The sequence below is a fragment of the Dethiosulfatarculus sandiegensis genome (assembly GCF_000931935.2).
GTDB lineage: Bacteria > Desulfobacterota > Desulfarculia > Desulfarculales > Desulfarculaceae > Dethiosulfatarculus > Dethiosulfatarculus sandiegensis.
Genome location: NZ_AZAC01000010.1, coordinates 97,247 through 113,764, shown reverse-complemented (window position 1 = coordinate 113,764; position 16,518 = coordinate 97,247). Strand labels below are relative to the sequence as shown.

At 51.0% G+C, this 16,518-nt stretch carries 12 protein-coding genes; 2 read left to right on the top strand and 10 right to left on the bottom strand.

Going from position 1 to position 16,518, the window contains the following annotated elements; translation table 11 throughout:
- Positions 1-148: 148 nt before the first annotated feature.
- The 6 genes from X474_RS07170 to X474_RS07145 all read right to left on the bottom strand — a co-directional run bounded on the left by X474_RS07170 (position 149) and on the right by X474_RS07145 (position 7,877).
- Positions 149-1,078 carry a DUF4928 family protein gene (locus X474_RS07170; protein ID WP_044347788.1) on the bottom strand — a complete coding sequence of 310 codons (930 nt, stop codon included), beginning with the start codon at positions 1,076-1,078 and terminating at the stop codon, positions 149-151.
- 27 nt (positions 1,079-1,105) lie between these two features.
- Positions 1,106-2,266, bottom strand: a complete 1,161-nt coding sequence (locus X474_RS07165; RefSeq protein ID WP_044347787.1) for a DNA cytosine methyltransferase — start codon at positions 2,264-2,266, stop codon at positions 1,106-1,108.
- On the bottom strand, positions 2,259-2,681 hold the full coding sequence (locus X474_RS07160; RefSeq protein ID WP_044347786.1) for a very short patch repair endonuclease: 423 nt from the start codon (positions 2,679-2,681) through the stop codon (positions 2,259-2,261). The genes X474_RS07165 and X474_RS07160 overlap by 8 nt, the downstream gene beginning before the upstream one ends.
- Before the next feature lie 859 nt (positions 2,682-3,540).
- Positions 3,541-4,785: a metallophosphoesterase family protein gene (locus X474_RS07155; protein WP_044347785.1), complete on the bottom strand. Its 1,245-nt coding sequence runs from the start codon at positions 4,783-4,785 to the stop codon at positions 3,541-3,543.
- Positions 4,782-6,551 carry an adenine deaminase C-terminal domain-containing protein gene (locus tag X474_RS07150; RefSeq protein WP_044347784.1) on the bottom strand — a complete coding sequence of 590 codons (1,770 nt, stop codon included), beginning with the start codon at positions 6,549-6,551 and terminating at the stop codon, positions 4,782-4,784. Before X474_RS07150 ends, X474_RS07155 begins: the two co-directional genes overlap by 4 nt.
- Positions 6,552-6,617: 66 nt before the next feature.
- Positions 6,618-7,877, bottom strand: a complete 1,260-nt coding sequence (locus X474_RS07145) for a protein-disulfide reductase DsbD family protein (RefSeq protein ID WP_197282012.1) — start codon at positions 7,875-7,877, stop codon at positions 6,618-6,620.
- A gap of 817 nt (positions 7,878-8,694) precedes the next feature.
- Here X474_RS07145 and X474_RS07140 point away from each other — a divergent pair.
- Positions 8,695-10,359, top strand: coding sequence for a LysM peptidoglycan-binding domain-containing protein (locus X474_RS07140; RefSeq protein ID WP_052514966.1), 1,665 nt, complete (start codon positions 8,695-8,697; stop codon positions 10,357-10,359).
- A 120-nt stretch (positions 10,360-10,479) separates the two neighbouring features.
- Positions 10,480-11,148: a PASTA domain-containing protein gene (locus X474_RS07135; protein WP_044347783.1), complete on the top strand. Its 669-nt coding sequence runs from the start codon at positions 10,480-10,482 to the stop codon at positions 11,146-11,148.
- A gap of 10 nt (positions 11,149-11,158) precedes the next feature.
- On the opposite strand, the gene X474_RS07130 is transcribed toward X474_RS07135, so the two are convergent.
- From X474_RS07130 to X474_RS07115, 4 genes are all read right to left on the bottom strand, one after another.
- Positions 11,159-12,868 carry a response regulator gene (locus X474_RS07130; protein WP_052514965.1) on the bottom strand — a complete coding sequence of 570 codons (1,710 nt, stop codon included), beginning with the start codon at positions 12,866-12,868 and terminating at the stop codon, positions 11,159-11,161.
- 83 nt (positions 12,869-12,951) lie between these two features.
- Complete coding sequence (locus X474_RS07125) at positions 12,952-14,190, bottom strand: GAF domain-containing sensor histidine kinase (protein WP_044347781.1); 1,239 nt, start codon at positions 14,188-14,190, stop codon at positions 12,952-12,954.
- A gap of 290 nt (positions 14,191-14,480) precedes the next feature.
- Positions 14,481-15,146 carry a nucleotidyltransferase family protein gene (locus X474_RS07120; protein WP_044347780.1) on the bottom strand — a complete coding sequence of 222 codons (666 nt, stop codon included), beginning with the start codon at positions 15,144-15,146 and terminating at the stop codon, positions 14,481-14,483.
- 73 nt (positions 15,147-15,219) lie between these two features.
- On the bottom strand, positions 15,220-16,518 hold the full coding sequence (locus tag X474_RS07115) for a TRAP transporter large permease (protein ID WP_044347779.1): 1,299 nt from the start codon (positions 16,516-16,518) through the stop codon (positions 15,220-15,222).

The window sequence follows — 16,518 nt, the reverse complement described above, 5'->3', positions numbered from 1 at the left end:
ATTTAGCTGGCTGTTGCTAAGGGCTCCCAGAATAATTTGAAATGCATCGGGCTGCGTTTGGGGGCGAGAAGGGTGGTGTGGAATATTTTCCCGCTGTGGTGAACCTCTTGAGTCTCAACTAATGGTAATCTGAAGACACTTCTCCACTCTACGCAAAATCAATTTTAAGCCCGGGATCAGACTCACATTCCGTAACAATATGATTGTAGTTTTCTACTATCTCCTTGATGGTAACCTTTCGATTCGCCCGACTAAAACGGCTAAGTTCATAAACATTTGCAGCCAAAAATTGTTCAATATCAAAAACGTCTATTCGATTTTCTAAACCATTTTGAGCGGCCAGCTCTTCGGCTACTGTGATTTTCTTGGGCAAGGTTATTATTACTGGCCTGAAGTTGGAGTTGATATTGTCGGCACATTTCCTGATCAAAACCTCTCCAGGAGCAGCGGTTACGTGAATAGAAATATCGTCTATTAAAAAATCGCCGGGTCTGCCTGTTGGAGAATCCGCCACTGAGGCCCCGTGATGCTGCACCTCACCTTTACCAAGTAGGCTATCGATTTTAGCTCCCACAAGGTGCTGCAACAAAGTTCCAACCCACATGGTACCGCTGCCCTGGTTTTGTCTACGCTCAGCTTGGGTCAACAGATCGGAGATGATGGCCCGGTAAGATTTTGCGGTATCATATTTGAGCTTGAAGGGCTTTGAGGCAAAAAAAACCTTTACCTGCTCAACCCACCAGCTTTCAATTACATTAAGATCAACAGGTCCTACTTTGTTGAGTTCGTTTAAAAAGGCTACATAGGACTTCATGATGCCGATGCTGCCGCGACTAGTGCGTCCACCTTCCGCAGCCAACACGCGAGTGATACCATATCCTTTGAGAATGGACTGCACCCTGCCCTTGCCCAGACCTTTAATTTGGCCACCGCCTGAAGTAAACTGCTGGTCAACATCAATAGGTAAGCCTCTTTCAATGGCCACCCTGGTTACATGCAAGGCGACGCAAAGCGGCCCTTTGCTACGCATTTTCTCCCGATCGCGCAACTGCTCCAACTTTAATAGAGTATTGTCCATCACCAACTCAACTTAAAAATGTAGTTATCAAGCAGCCTGGGAAAGAAGGCTTTGGGCGGCCAGTTGATTCAGCAGGTTTTTTTCAAGCCAAGACACTACCGGCACAACCAAACCGTCCCCCAAAAGATGATATGCTTCATTATAGCGCTCAGGCAGTATAAAATTATCAGCAAGCCCCATCAACCGGGCCGCTTCGCGCGGAGAAATCAACCTCGAGCGAATTTCATTGCCTTTAACCAGCATAATTATCTGTCTGCTGGATCCGCCAGCGGGAGTCCGCAGGCAACCACTGATTTGGTCAAACCTGATCTCCGCTCTTTGGACCCTTTTACCTTCGTTATCACGTCGGGTCCTTTTATAAATGGTGCCCACGGTCAACTTACCCAGCCTCTTGGCCATGTGTACTTTCTTAAGGTTGCCCTCAGACATCATAGAAAGCAACCGTTCGGTTTCCTTAGCAGAGTGCCAACGAACGCCATCAGGCATCACTTCAATTAGGTCTTCAAGGTGATGATTTGCTTGAGGGGGATCGGGCAGGCTCCACCAAACCCAAAAATCCTTCAATGTAGCTCGGAGCAAATCATAGGCGCGCACTACCTGCTTTGGATGCCAGACGGGGTGAGGCCCATTGGCTCTTAAACGAGTTACCTCTGGGTTGTCCCGTAAAACAGCAACAATGAACAACCTGGGCCTTGACTGAGGGACAAAATGAATCGCATTGATGACAAGCGGACCCACTAAATAGCCTTCATCTGCCAATGCTTGGAGTATAGCTTCGAAATCTGCGCCTTTGTTAGAGATTAAGGCACCTACGACATTTTCTAGAACAATCACTGGTAAAGGCCTGCCATCAGCAACCAAATTTCTGACATGCTCCATAAAAGGCCAGAATGTGCTGCTACGCTCCCCTTTTAACCCCGCATAATTGCCAGCCAGGGATAAATCTTGACAGGGAAAAGAAGCCCAGGCCAGCTGAGCACCGGGAGGTAATTGATTCAGGTGCAAATTGGCTACGTCATCGACCACCAGGGATTTATGATTAGTATGGTTGACCCGGTAGGACCTAGCTTTTTTGGGACAAATTTCATTTGCCAGCAAGCACTGCCATTTTTCACCCAAGCCAAGGCGGGCCATGCCACCTCCAGCGAAAAACTCATAAAACCCAAGTTGTTGCGACTGATCAGCCATTTATTTTTTCTTCAAGAAATTCTCTTAAAATTTCAGTTAGGCTAGCTGTATCTTTAGTCTGACACTCCCACACTATTAGAACCGACCATCCTAAATCACACAACTTCTTTTGGTTTGTGAGGTCCCTGGTTTCATTACCAGCTAATTTAGGCAACCAATAATCTTGGTTTGTTTGCGGGATTTTAGCGTACTTGCACCCGTTATGTCTGTGCCAAAAGCAGCCATGTACAAAAATGATCTTCTTTAGTCTTGGAAACACCAAGTCTGGTTTCCCTGGCAATTCCTTACAATGTAGCCGATATCTATAGCCCATCCCATGGATCAGCCGGCGAACCTTCATCTCGGGAGAGGTGTCTTTACTTTTGACCCGCTGCATGGTTAGTTTACGCTGTTTTTGGGTCAAGTTATCAGCCACACTTCCTCCCAATATGGTGGTTAATTACATTGTGTCGACATGACTGTCAAGAAGCTTACACCACCCATTGCGCTTAATTTACTTATACATACTATATATGCTACATCTAAGCGAAATCTTATGCAATTTTATCCTCCACAGTCCCTATGTTAGCATGACCCCGGGATTGACATTCCTCCCAGTAGCAAAACAACTTCTCTATGTCCCAAGAGATCAGAAACACCTTGATACTGATGAGTTATTTGAATCTCACTCAAAAACATTCAAAGCCTCCACCGTTAGAACTAAACTTCCTTGTCCTCAACGAAACCCTTAAAGGGTTTTGTTAGCCGCCCCAAATGTTGCTTGAGGTCCACCAATCATGCAAACGAAAGGAAACTTAAATATTGACTTCATCTATGCAAGCTAATGGAACCCATTGTCTCATATCCTGTTCTGTCTTTTAATTTCAGGTAATTATCCTGTTTTTCCACTAACCGGACGCATGTGTTCAGCAAAAGGGTTTATATAGGCGCCTTTTAGCAATTAAATACTTGTCCAATCCATCAGACCCGGCCAGGCCTTGAAGAGTGGAATAAGCGGCAAGGAGTCAAAATTCACCCGGTCAATTACTTAAAATTACCTTTTATGATTCAACGCCGTAAAACCCGGCAGACATACTCCTTTGATCTGCATTAATCCTAATAAAACCGGGTTTCCCCAGCCAAAAAATTTAAGGTTTTTTCCTTTCCCAAAAAAGCTGGCACAGGTGGTTAAAACATTAGCCAACCGACTAAAAACAAAGCGAATTACTATTGTGAAAAAACCTTACCGCCAATGGATTGCAATAGGCCCGGCCCAAAGCCGGGCAGAGCATATTTTATTTAACGCGAGCGTAAATCACCGGCACAAACTCCGTATCCAGAACAGGTTTCTCCCCGGCCAGATTAAGCTTGATTTTAAGATAACCCGGGGGGAATTTCCGGCTGCCGAAAGGCATGTCACCGGCCCACCAAAACCCGCAGACACTCGGCAGGCCAATGGCCCTTAATGCACCTTGGGCAGTGAACAGGGTGCTGGTCTGATAGGCATGTTCATGTCCGTTTATCAAGCCCAAAATCGGCCGCTCACCCAAAAGTTCAATCACCTGTTTTGCCTTTTGATCCACATTACGCAGGGCAAAACCCGGAGCCTTTGGCGTCTTTACCAGGGAGCCTTTTCTAAGGGGGTTAACCCCGGATAATGGAGAAAACAACGGAAAGTGACTTAAAACCAGGACATGTAAATCTTTGGGCAAGACCTGGACCAGATTTCCCAACCAATTAACGGTGTCTTCCGAGCAAGCGCCGGTATTTTTCGGCTTGTCCTTGTAATTTCTGCCGAGATGCATATTGTCCAGCATGATAAGACAAATATTTTCAACAATGTAAACCTGTCTGGATGGTCCCAGGTAGTTTCGCCAGGAACTTAAATTCACTCCCCAGGGCTCTTCAAATCCATAGCGAACGTCATGGTTGCCCGGCAGGCAACGCACCGGTTGAGGCAGCATTCCCACCGCCTGGCAGGCCAAGAGCATCTGAGCCTTGGTGTGGGCAGTTTTTTTGTGTTCGGCATCCATACAGATATCACCCGCCACCAGGCTTAAATGAGGCCGGAAATCCTTTAGCTGGCGGGCCACCTTGGCCCAGGTGCGCATCGGTGTTTCCAGGTATCCGGGCTTTACCTCCCAGTCGGGCGGCGCCTCCTTTGAACAAAGATGGGGATCGGAAAGTGCGGCTATTCTTATCTCCTTACCGTAATGGACCTTTACAAGGTTGACGGTTTGCCCGGATTTCTTGAACTTTTCAACCGGCCACCACCAGTCGCCCTTGACCGCATAACCGGAAGGCGCGGTGATTGCCAGGATGCGGCCCGGCCTGGTCTTGATCTCAAATTCGCCTTTAGCCAAGCTGATCTTCACCTGGTGCCCATCACTTATCAAAGCTCCGGCCACCGCCTCTCCACCGGGGCCTGAAATCTTTCCCTGAAGCCTTAATTCATCCAGGGCCCAGGCGTTTAAGTTTAAAAAAACAACTGAAAATATAATTAAACCGACAAAATTAATCAGATATCGAGACCTACTCACAGAAGCACCTCCAAGCGGGTTCCGGTTTTGATATCCACCAACCCTTTATCCGTAAGGCGGATAAAGGGTAAACCAGTAAAAGACAAGGTCTGGACGGTCAACAGGGGATCGATAAGCCCACAGCCCAGGCTGCGCAACGCCTGTTCACAGGCCTTTTGCTCCAAAACTATCCGGCTAAGGGGCCTGTCCGAAATAATGCCGGCGATGGGCATGGCATGCTCAGCCAGGATCTCCGCCCCTTTAGCCACCACCACACCGCCCCCCAGCTCGTGGGCCCGGCCGGCGGCCAGGGCCATCTCCCTGTCCGAGGCCCCCAAAACCAACAGGTTGTTGGCGTCCCATAAAAGCGTGGTGGCCAAGGCGCCGCTTTTGATTCCCCAACCCTGAACAAAGCCCAGGGCCGGTGCGGCATCCCGGACATGACGATTAAAAACCCCCATCTTGAGAATGTCCCTTTTGGGGTCGGGCTTGACCAGGCCATTTTCCACACAAAGCTCATGGACAGCTTCTTTGGTTATGGTGCTCGAGACTATGACAGAGACTCTTGCCCGGACTTCCGGTCCTTGCGCCTTAATCGAAAAATCCGCAGCCTCCGGCCTTTTGCATTGCATGGTCCGGCGGGCGGACTCCGGGTAGTCTACCCTGGTGTCAGGGTCAAGGGGGATGCCGTTTTCCGCGACGCACTCACCGGCTAAATATACTTTTTGGGCTTTAAATTTTTCCAGATCCCCTGCCAGCCAAAAATCCGCCCAATTACCCGGAGCAAGGCCGCCCAGGCGTCGCAATCCAAAATAACGGGCGGGGTTCAAGCTGCACCAGGCCACGGCCCGGGCCGGGTTCACTCCCATCTCCACGGCCTTTTGCAATAAAGGGTTCATGGCTCCGTTTTCGGCCAGGCCATCCAGGGGAGCCAGGTCTGTAACCAGCATCACCTGCCTGGTGTCCGGCAAATCGCGCAAGGAAGGAACCACCTCATCCATCTCCTTGCGCACAAACCCTTCCCTGACCTGCACGGCAATTCCCAGCCTGAGCCTTTCCAGGGCCTCCGGGCCTGTGATCGCCTCATGGCAGCTGGTGACACCCGCCGCGGCATAGGCGACCAGACGGTCACCTTTAGCCCCGGCAGCATGCCCCTCCTGGGTTTTATTCAGGTTTTGAGCCAGACTGAAAAACCTGCCCACCCTGGGGTCATGATCCGTCACCGCTGTCCAGTAGGTCTCGCCTATGCCCAGGCACTCCGGGCTCGTTAAAAGTTCTTCAAATTCTTTTGCACTGAAGTCGGCGCTGGTTTCCAGCTCCGGCAGGGGAGGAGTAAGGGGCGGGGCCAAAAAAAATAGCCGCATCTTTTGCCGAGCGGCCTCCTTGAGAAATAAATCCACCCCGGCTTTTCCCCAGGCCCCTGCCATCATGGCGGTCTCGGTTACGGCGCAGGTATTGCCGTGGGCCAGGGCATAGGGAGTAAAAGCTCCCAGTTGAAAAATGGAATCCAGATGGGTGTGGGCGTCAATAAGACCCGGTAGAAGATAACTTTCCCCTGCCTCCACAACTTGGGTATGCGGGCCGATCCAGGCTTTTTTCAGAGGCCCCAAGGCGGCTATGCGGCCATGGCGCACGGCCAGGCAAGTTGGAGGCTCGACTTTTTCAAGATAGACATTTACCGGCCTAACCCCTTTAACCACCAGGTCGGCGGCCTCTTCGCCCAGGGCGGTGGAGACCAGGTCATGAATAACCGCAGGTTTAGTCAACTCGCCGCCCAAGGGAGACATAAGTCCTCCTTTTGCCGTAACGGCCCGCCTACCCCGGCGAGCCGTTAACAACTCTTGTAACAGACCTTAACCGCCGGAACGCTCCCTTACCCGGTTTAGGCGCTCCAGAACCACCTCTTTGGGCACTGCCCCCACTATGGTCAGGTCCTTTAGCCAGTTTCCCCGACTGTCCAGGAATATCAGGGTCGGCACCCCGCGTAAGCGCCATTTGGCTGCATAGGGCTTCAGGTCGGGGGAGGCTCCGTTGGTCACGTCGGCCCGCACCATGACAAAATCCCCCATAGCCTTTATGACTTTCTGGTCACTGAAGACAGTGGCATCCATCTGTTTGCAGGGCATGCACCAGTCAGCCGCGAAATCCACCACCACGGGTTTATTCTCTTTGGCGGCCTTATCCAGCACCGCCGGACTGAAGGCCTGCCAGGCCGCATGGGAAGCGCCCGGTTGAGAAACAAATGTGGGATACAAGGTGAACCAGCCAAAGACAGCCACAGCCATTAAAGCAATAACGGCAAATATTCGTTTAAAAGCCAAAAACTTTCCCTTCCCGCTTTTTTCAAAAAAGCCCAGGTAAACCGCTCCCGCAAGACCAATCGCCACCAGGCCCCAGTCAAAGGCCGCCTGGCCCAAAACCGGCTTGAGCACATAAAGGGCCATGATCAAAAGCACCACTCCAAAAAAGCGGCGCACCCAGACCATCCAATCCCCGGCCCCGGGCAACCCGGCAATGGAACCCGAGAAAAAGGCCAGCACGGTAAGCGGCAGGCCCAAACCCAGGGAAAAGACGAAAAACACCAAAAGTCCGTAATCCAAGCGGCCCACCGTGGCCACATGGGTCATGAGGGAGACCACAAAGGGGCCCACGCAGGGAGCTGCCAAGAGCCCCACGGTTAGGCCCATGACAAAGGTGCCCAGGATGCCGCTTCGGTTGGCCGAGGCCACACGGTTAAGACCGGCCGGAAGCCTTATCTCCCACAGACCGAACATGGAAAAGGCCATGACCACCAGTATCAGGGCCACAAACAGAACCACCGGCGGCCAGGTCAGAGCCTGGCCCAGCATCTGGCCGGTAAGGGCTATCAAGGCGCCGATAACCGTATAGGTCAGGCAAAGGCCGCCGAGATAGACCAGGGAGTTGGCAGCCATCAACCCCTTGGAGCCCTGGGACCTTCCGCCAAAAAAGCTGATGGTTATGGGAATCAGAGGATAAACGCAAGGGGTCAGGTTCAAGGCAAGGCCCCCGCCGAAAACCAACAGCAAAACCAGCCAGATGGATTTGTCTTGCCAGTCGTCGGCATCCTTTTTGGAATTATCTACCTTAGCCATGGTTTTATTCGAAAGGGCATCCGGCGTCATCCCCAAGCTCGCTGCCATTTCCGGACTCAGAAGTCTGGGGCTTTCCCCTTCGGGCAATACGTTTAAAGGTAGGGACAGGTTAATAGACGCCACCTGTTTCTTTTGCTCATGGAGCAATAAGGTTGCTTTTTTAACTGTTTTTCCCCTTGCAATGCCATCCGGTAAAGACAGTTTAAAACCAGCAACCCAAATCCCCTTGGGGATCATTTCCGAATTGACCTCTTCAAAGATTAAAAACTCGGCCTCAAAGCCAGAATTTTCAGCAAATAAAAGGCTTGCCTTAATATTTTGGTTTTTAACCTTGAAGTCAGGGGGGAAAATGTTTTTCAAAAGTATAAATAAGGGTCCCTGTTCCCCGGTCTGATAACCGTTTACCATGGGGATCAACATAGCCTGGTTCGAGGCCGATTGTTTAGCCTGGACAGGTGAAACCAATAGAAATATCATAGAAATTAAGAAAAGGAACAAAACAGATATTCTAATTTTAGACCGGGTATATTTATCTTTTATATAATTGTTTTTCATCTTGCATTTCCCCTGCTTTTTAGGGATATAATGTAGCTGGAAGTAACAGATTAATCCTATCTTTACTCTATGGTCTAGTCAAATCCAACCGATGAAATTTTTTACTTCCATCATTACCCCGTAAAGATTAGGTGTTTTTTGCCAAATAATATTTTCCAATTTTACATGTTTTTTCGCCCGTATCATTCTTGGGGGTTTACAGAATTGGGCGTATCTGCTAATAAGTGATCTAATCGTTTTGATATTGCCAAAGGATCATAGTATGACCCTCTCTCGGATTACACCCAGATTTCTAACCCTTGGCCTGCTTTTATCTCTTGCTCTCGCAGGATGTGCCACAACCCAGCAAACGGCTCAGCAAACCGAAGCCGAACCTAAAGCGATTCAAAAACCAAGGCCTCCGGAAAAAGAAATCGAGGCCCAGATCGCTCAAGAGCTGAAAGAACTGGCTGCCAAGGAGATAACCCCCTCCCAAAAGGCCGAGGCCGCAGACGCCAAGGAACCCGAAGTAACCTATGACATACCGATAACTATTAATAAACAGGTTAATTACTTTCTGGATTATTTCCAGAATCGCATTCCCAAGCGTTTTCAGTACTGGCTTTCCCGCTCAGGGCGCTATGTGCCCATGATGACGGACATCTTAAAGCAGTACGGCCTGCCCGAAGACTTGGTCTACCTGGCCATGATCGAAAGCGGCTTTTCCTGCCGAGCTTATTCAAGGGCCCACGCAGTAGGTCCCTGGCAGTTTATCCGGGGCACGGGCAAGCGCTACGGCCTTAAAATCAACTATTGGGTGGATGAACGCAGGGACCCGGTTAAGGCCACTCATGCGGCCGCCCAGTACTTGAAAGCCCTGTATGAGGAGTTCAACTCCTGGTATCTGGCCGCCGCTGCCTATAACGCCGGTGAAGCCAAGATCAGAAGAGCCCTTTCCAGGTACAAGGCCGAAAACTTCTGGGATATCAGCCAGCGGAACCGCCGTTACCTCAAGCGCGAAACCAAACAGTACGTGCCCAAAATGATCGCGGCCGCGCTGATAGCCAAAGATCCGGGCAAATACGGTTTCGAAGAAATCAAGTATGAACCGCCCCTGGAATTCGATACGGTGAAGGTCCACGCAGGCACCTCACTTTCCGTGGCAGCCAAGCTGGCCGGGGTCAAGTCCAAAGAATTATCACACTTAAACCCGGAACTGCGCAGATGGTCCACACCGCCCGGTGGCGGCACTTACACACTCAGGATACCCAAAGGCAAGGCCCTTGCCTTTAATGCCGCCTATGCCAAGCTTACCCCCAAACAGAGGGCGGCCAGGGCCAGGGCGGTTAAAGTGAAAGTCCATCGGGGAGACACCCTGGGACGCATTGCCCAGTCCTTTGGGGTGAGGCTTTCGGACCTGATGGCCATGAACCCCAGGCTGAACCCCAGGCGGCTGCGCATCGGCCAGGTGGTTTATGTTCCCCCCAGCGGACGCAGCCATGTAAAGAGCCGCAACACAGTTGCCTCGAGCAAGGGGAGCAAGACCAGGACAGTGGCCTACAAGGCTCCTCACAGAAACCAGCGCAAAATCGTACACACGGTCAAAAGGGGTGACACCCTCTGGGACATCTCCCTGGCTTACGGCCTGAACTACAAGCAGATAAAGCGTTGGAACGGACGCCGCAGCAATAGGCTAAGCCCCGGACAGAAACTGGTGCTCTATGTACCCCAGGCCAAGGCCGAGTCCAAGGTGCAGCCCGCGGTCAAATCCAAAACAAGGCCTGAAGCCGGTAAAACCATCAACTACCGGGTGAGGCGCGGCGACAGCCTCTGGAAGATAGCCCGCAGGTTCAATGTAACCACCTCCAACCTTCGCCGCTGGAACAGCCTGAATTCCACCAGGCTCACTCCGGGCGATCTGTTGAAAGTCAGGACCGGGGGCAGCTAGAAAACAAACAGTCAAAAGCGTTCTAACAAAGGCCGTTACCCGCATGGTAAAATTGCAGGTAGCGGCCTTTTTTAACGGCTTACTTTCCTCAGAATCAAAGGCAACGGCCAGGGAGAAAATATGCGGTTTTTCAGTCTCCACCATAGGTTAAAGACCCAAATACCCCTTGTCTGCCTTTTTTTTCTTTTCTCCGCCCTGCCCGCCTTGGCCGGGTCCGGGGTGCCCGACTTGAGCGGACTGACCCTTGCCCAGGCAAGCAAGGCGCTTAAACAGGCCAAAATGAAGATGATTACCATTGCGGTTCCCACTCTCCTGCCCTCTCAGAAAGGCAAGGTAATGAAGCAGGAACCCAGGGCTGGTCATCGCCTATGGGACAGAAACCAGTCCGTGAAGGTTTGGTACTACGACACCAATGCCCAGGACCATACGAGAAAAACCGGTTCCAAGCCCCAATCCTCAGCACCACCCGAACAAACCAATAATGTCCGCGTTCCCAGCCTCATGGGACAACATCAATATGAGGCCCAGGCCACGGTCTGGAGTAAAAAGTTGGATATCGCTGTTGTTAAAAATCTGCCGACTAAGAACCGCAAGGCCGCCGGGACCATAGCTTTTCAAGATCCCATGCCCCAGATGCAGGTCCCCAAGGGTACGGTCATCTCCATCTGGGTCTATAAATACAAAGAAAGCGATGCGGACAAAGGCAAATTACCTCTGCCCAGATTTAGAAAGCCCCAAGAAACCGAAGAGGAAAAAGAAGAGGAAAAAGAAGGGGAAAAAGTAAAATAAAAAAGGATTTTCAGTCTAAAACAGGAAGCAATTCAGCAAGCAAATCCGAGCCTGCCAGCTCTGCCTTGTATTTGTCTAAAAGGTTGCGCACCAGCTCACCCTTGCCCATTCGCACGAACACCCTCACCACCTTGGGCGTAAGCTCACTGTCCCTTCGCAATATTCCGTTAATCAACGCATCCACTAAAAACTTTTGAGCGTCACCTGTTTTTTCCATGCGGATAAGCGCTATGCCAATATTAAACTGCACCCTCGGTGAAGCATCATCCAGGGCCAGGGCCTCATGATATTTTTTAAGGCCTTTACTGAAAAGACCCTTTTCCACCATGTCCAGGCCTTCCTTGGAAAGTTCGTCTATACGGGCCTGGGTGACCACAGTCGGACCCTTTTCCCGAGCCAATTTTCGGGCAGTTTTTCTATGGGTGTCGGCCAATTCGCTTATCCCCGCCCTCTCATAAACTTCGGCCACGGTGTCATGGTAGCCGGAGAGGTCAAAGGGCAGCCGCTCCCCACGCCAGTTTGCCGGATTAGCTAAAGAGGCAAAGACCGATTCCGCTGCCTTGTAATCGCCCTTGCGAGCCAATGCGCCTCCCAAAAGCAACTGTGCGTCCAGTCTGTGCTCATCAGACCCTCCGGTCTTCAGATCCCCGGCCTTGAAAAGAGGCCCCACCGCATCATCAATTAGTCCCTGGGCAAGCCTCACCCTGCCCAGCTCAAGATTTCTCTGGGCCGGGTTTTCCCTGGGTTTAAGCTCCAAGGCCTTTAGAAAGCTCACCTCCGCCTCCGGGAACCTGGCCTGCTCTTGGTACAGAAAGGCGATTTTCTCCTGGCGGCCTGCATTTTCACTGCCTTGATTTTGCAAGGCCTTTTCCAAAACGCTCAAGGCCTCGGTTGACTTGCCCTCCTTGTGCATGGAATCAGCCAGCAGGTCGTATGCCTTGAAAAAACGGGGGTTTTCCACTAAAGCCCTGCGATAATTTTCCCGGCCCGCTCGTGAATCCCCCATTTCCTCCAACACCCGGCCCAAATAGGCCAGAGCCAGGCTGGCCCTCGGGTCCAGCTCCAAAATCCGGTTAAAGCAGGCTTCAGCCTGGTCGAACTGTTGATTTCTGGCAAACAGTTCTCCCAACCGAAAAAGAGTCCAACGCGCCCGGGGGTTATTGTTGGTTGCCTCTAAAAACAGCTCCGCCGCCTGATCTATCTTGCCCTCGACCTCAAGCAGCATGGCGCGGGCCGTCACCAGGCGTTGCTCCAGAATCAAATTCAACCGCCTGGTGAGTTTTTCCGCGCTTATCGGTTTGGTTAGATAGGCGTCCTGGCTTTCTTCCGCAGCCTGAATTACCTTGGTGTCCACGGTTTCGGCTGTGACCATGATAAAAACCATGTCTTTCAGCTTTTCATCACCGCGAACCAGATCTAAAAGCTCCAGTCCGTCCATGTGCGGCATGTTCCAGTCAACCAGGGCCAAATCACAATTGTGTTTATCGATGATCTTTAAGGCGTTCTTCCCGTCCGTGGCCCTTAGTACATCATCAAAGCCACTGCCGCGCAAAGCCTGGGTGAGAAGAATACGCATGGTGTGCATATCATCCACCACCACTACCGGGGCCTTACGCGCCACCAGCCGCTCAAGGCGCTCTATCTCCCTTTGGATCTCTTCTTCGGTTCTGAAACCCTCTTTAGGAACCCAATGGCTATTTACCTGCTCGCCCAAGGGCATGGCTCTCCTGAATACCATCTATTTTCAATATATTGCGGCCATATCTTTTCTTTTCGGTCAAAACGGGGCCTTACTTGAACAGATCATTCAGACAGCGGCAGGCTCAATTTAAAAACAGCTCCGCCTTGAGCCATATTCCGGTAATTCACATCTCCGCCCAAAAGCCAGGCAGCCCTCCGACTGAAGTACAATCCGATACCGGTGGAGCCTTTAGTAATCCTGCCTTGGGCATAACGTTCAAAAATACTGTCGCCCAATTGGTGATCCACACCGGGGCCGGTATCCCGAACCTCAAACACCGCCTTATCATTTTCCCTGATCACTCTGGCCTTTACCTCCCCCTTGCCTCCCTGTTCAGGAGAGGAAAAGGTAAGAGCATTCATCAATAGATTGACGATAATTCTTTCGGCAAGGTCCTCATCAACCCACACATGCAACTCATCACCTTTTTCCGCCACCAGCCGCACCTGATTGACCGAGCAAACCGCTGACATGCGTTCGGTTATCTCCCCAATAAACTCATTTAAATTTAATGAGGTTGGGTTTAAGGGAAACTGATTGGTGTCCATCTTGCCGAGATCCAGCAAGTTAGTGATCCGCCGCCACAACTGCTCCAGATCATTTTCAGCCAGGGTTAGGTAGTTGAGTCTTTCTTCCACAGGCAGGCCGGTTTCAGGGCGCAACAGCCTCAAGACCTCCCTTACGCCGGTGACCGGAGCCTTCATGTCATGGATAACCATGTACATCAGGTCTTCCTTGGCCTGTAAAGCCCGGTTAAGCTCCCGGTAGGCCGCATCCAGTTTGGAATGCAGGGCGCTGAAGATAACCTGTCTGGTAATCTGGGCAGCCACCCGTTGGGCCAGCTCAAGATCAAGGTCGTCAAAATAGGGCGAATTTTTCTTATCCGAAAGGTTCAACACCCCCACAGCCGCATCATTGTCCAAAAGAGGCACGCAGATTAAAGAACCTGTACGGTAGTGACTTTTATCACCTTCCCGGCTCTGGGCGGCAAAATCACTTTTTGCCACATTTTTTATATAAACCGCTTCCTTGGACCTAAGGACTCTTGTGGAGATAGTATCCTGCTCAAGGGGAGTGGATATACCCACCAGGTTGAAATCAGTGGCTGCGGCCACTACCAGGTATTCTTTTTCCTTAAGCATCAATGAAGCTTTTTCCGCCTTGCACACCCGGGCCAAGGTTTCGGCGCATGTCTGCAACTTTTCCGCCAGTTGCATTTTCGGGTCGGCCAGAACGGCACTCAGATCAACCACAGCCTCCAGATATGCAATGTCATTTTCAGGCCGCTTTTCCATTGTCATCAACACCCCCTGATTAAAACGAAAATACGAATTTCAAGAGAATCACCAGGGTCGGCATCCCTATAATCATCGAATCCGGCTGCTCAAAAACAGCATGCCAGTATGCCTAAGACGGCCCACCGACTGCACCGGTTCTATAAAACCGAGTAATTCAAGATAATTGGAAAATTAATTACTTTTGCCAAGGTTTGAGTGAAAAAACCCGTAAGGTCTTTTCCATACTCAACTATAGCATCTGTCTGAATTGATTATTGCATTTAGAAACGTAAAGAAAAAGGGGGAGGTAATTTTTATTTAAAGCATTCCAACTCCCTGGCCGCCAAATAGCTTTCCGCCCTGGCCAGGTCGGCCTGAGAATCAATATCCCATATGCTTTCACCAGCAGCTTGTACCAGGCCAAGCTCATCCTGGTGGGCCTTAACCAGATCCCTGGCGCCCTTATCCCGGCAGCATGCCGCAAGGGTTGAAAAATGCCACGCCATAAACCCAACCGGATGACACCATTTCGTCCCTACTTGAGCTGCGGCCAACCCACAATTTGTCTGCCAGGTTTTTTCACACACCCCGGCCACGACCAATGGGTCGACCAAAGGCATATCCGCCAGCAGGACAACCAGGCACTTAACCTTCATTTCACGGGCCCTGGCCGCGGCCAGAGCAAGGGAGCGCCCCATACCCTTTTCCGGATTTTTGTTTAAAACAAAGTCAGTGGCTCCCATATCGGCAGCCAGGCGGGCTGCATCCGGCAGGGGTTCGCCGCCCACCACCATAACCTTGCCCAAACCGGAGATCTTGGCGGCTTGAATACTGTAACTCAAAAGCGGCTTCCCCCTTAGCAGGGAAAACTGCTTGCGGCTGCCGAAACGCCTACCCTCTCCGGCCGCTAGAATAACAGCCAGGGAGGCATTAAGCCTTTGGGAATGCAAATTGGAAATATTTGAGCTGGTCGCTGTCATGTAAAAGCCCTTCCCCAAAAAAAGCCGGCAGAGCCTTTGCTCCACCGGCTAATCATATACGGGTTATCGGGCGTTAATCAACCGACCAGCCCACCATGCGCGGCAACCACAGAACTGCATCAGGTAAATAGGTCATAATAATCAACACCGTGATCTGTATCAGAATCCAAGGCATCACCGCCTTGGAGGTGAATAGCAGATCTCGGTTGGTCAGGGCTCCGGTAATATATAAGCTCACACCCAATGGCGGCGTACAATAACCAATGGCCAGGTTCACAGTCATCAAAAGGCCAAAGTGCACTGCGTTTATGCCATAATAGTCCAGCATGGGCAGGAATATGGGTCCCAGAATAAGCGTGGCGCTTATGATATCCATAAACATGCCGATTGCTAAAAGCAAAATGTTGGTGGTGAGTAAAAACAGCCATGGCTGGCTAATGGAAGCAACAACCGCCTCACTGATCTTGGCCGGTATTGCCTCCATGGTCAGATAACGGCCAAAGCAGGTGGCACCCGCAACAATGATCAAAAGGGTGGCGCTGGTTACGGCCGAGTTGACCATCACGCCTTTCACCTGGCTGAATTTCATACTTTTATGAATAAAAAGTTCAACAACCAGGGCATAAACACAGGCCACAACCGCTGCCTCGTTGGCTGTGAAAGCCCCGCTGAATATACCGCCAAAGATAATCACCGGCAGCATTAAGGCCCAGAATCCCTCTCTAAAGGCTTTGCCCACTTCAATCCAGGTTGGTTTGGGAGCGCTGACAAAGCCGGGGTTACGCAAAGCCCAAATAAATGAATAGGCGCACATACCGGCCATGATCAGGATGCCGGGCACAAATCCGGTCAGGAAAAGTCCCTCCAAAGAGACTGCCGAAATCATTGAATAAAGAATCATGGAGATAGAAGGCGGAACAATAACGCCCAGGTTCGGGGCGGCGGTCATACAGCCCAGAGCGAATTTTTCCTCGTATTTATTCTCCACCAGAGCGGGAATCATAAACCCGCCTATGGCCACCACTGTGGCCACAGTGGAGCCGCTGATGGCTCCGAACATGCCACAGGCCAGAATTCCGGCCATGGCCAAACCGCCGGGAAGCCATCCCACCACCGCATTGGCAAATCGGATGAGCTTGGTAACGATACTGCCGGAGGTCATGATGTTTCCGCATAATATAAAGAAAAGCACCACAACCAGGGCAAATTTATCCATGGACCTGAAAAGGCTTTGGGCCAAAACCAACAAGGGCAGATCTGTAAAAGCCAAAAACCCAATCACAGCTGTAAAAAACAGGCACAAAAAAACCGGCACAGTTGCCGCCATGCACCCAAGCAACACCAAAAGAATTATCAGATAGCTTAGTTCCAT

What these genes read in the sequence shown, in the direction of transcription:
- X474_RS07170 (WP_044347788.1), bottom strand. Translation starts at nt 1,078, where the DNA reads ATGGACAATACTCTATTAAAGTTGGAGCAGTTGCGCGATCGGGAGAAA.
- X474_RS07165 (WP_044347787.1), bottom strand. Translation starts at nt 2,266, where the DNA reads ATGGCTGATCAGTCGCAACAACTTGGGTTTTATGAGTTTTTCGCTGGA.
- X474_RS07150 (WP_044347784.1), bottom strand. Translation starts at nt 6,551, where the DNA reads ATGTCTCCCTTGGGCGGCGAGTTGACTAAACCTGCGGTTATTCATGAC.
- X474_RS07145 (WP_197282012.1), bottom strand. Translation starts at nt 7,877, where the DNA reads ATGGCTAAGGTAGATAATTCCAAAAAGGATGCCGACGACTGGCAAGAC.
- X474_RS07140 (WP_052514966.1), top strand. Translation starts at nt 8,695, where the DNA reads ATGACCCTCTCTCGGATTACACCCAGATTTCTAACCCTTGGCCTGCTT.
- X474_RS07135 (WP_044347783.1), top strand. Translation starts at nt 10,480, where the DNA reads ATGCGGTTTTTCAGTCTCCACCATAGGTTAAAGACCCAAATACCCCTT.
- X474_RS07130 (WP_052514965.1), bottom strand. Translation starts at nt 12,868, where the DNA reads ATGCCCTTGGGCGAGCAGGTAAATAGCCATTGGGTTCCTAAAGAGGGT.
- X474_RS07125 (WP_044347781.1), bottom strand. Translation starts at nt 14,190, where the DNA reads ATGACAATGGAAAAGCGGCCTGAAAATGACATTGCATATCTGGAGGCT.
- X474_RS07120 (WP_044347780.1), bottom strand. Translation starts at nt 15,146, where the DNA reads ATGACAGCGACCAGCTCAAATATTTCCAATTTGCATTCCCAAAGGCTT.
- X474_RS07115 (WP_044347779.1), bottom strand. Translation starts at nt 16,518, where the DNA reads ATGGAACTAAGCTATCTGATAATTCTTTTGGTGTTGCTTGGGTGCATG.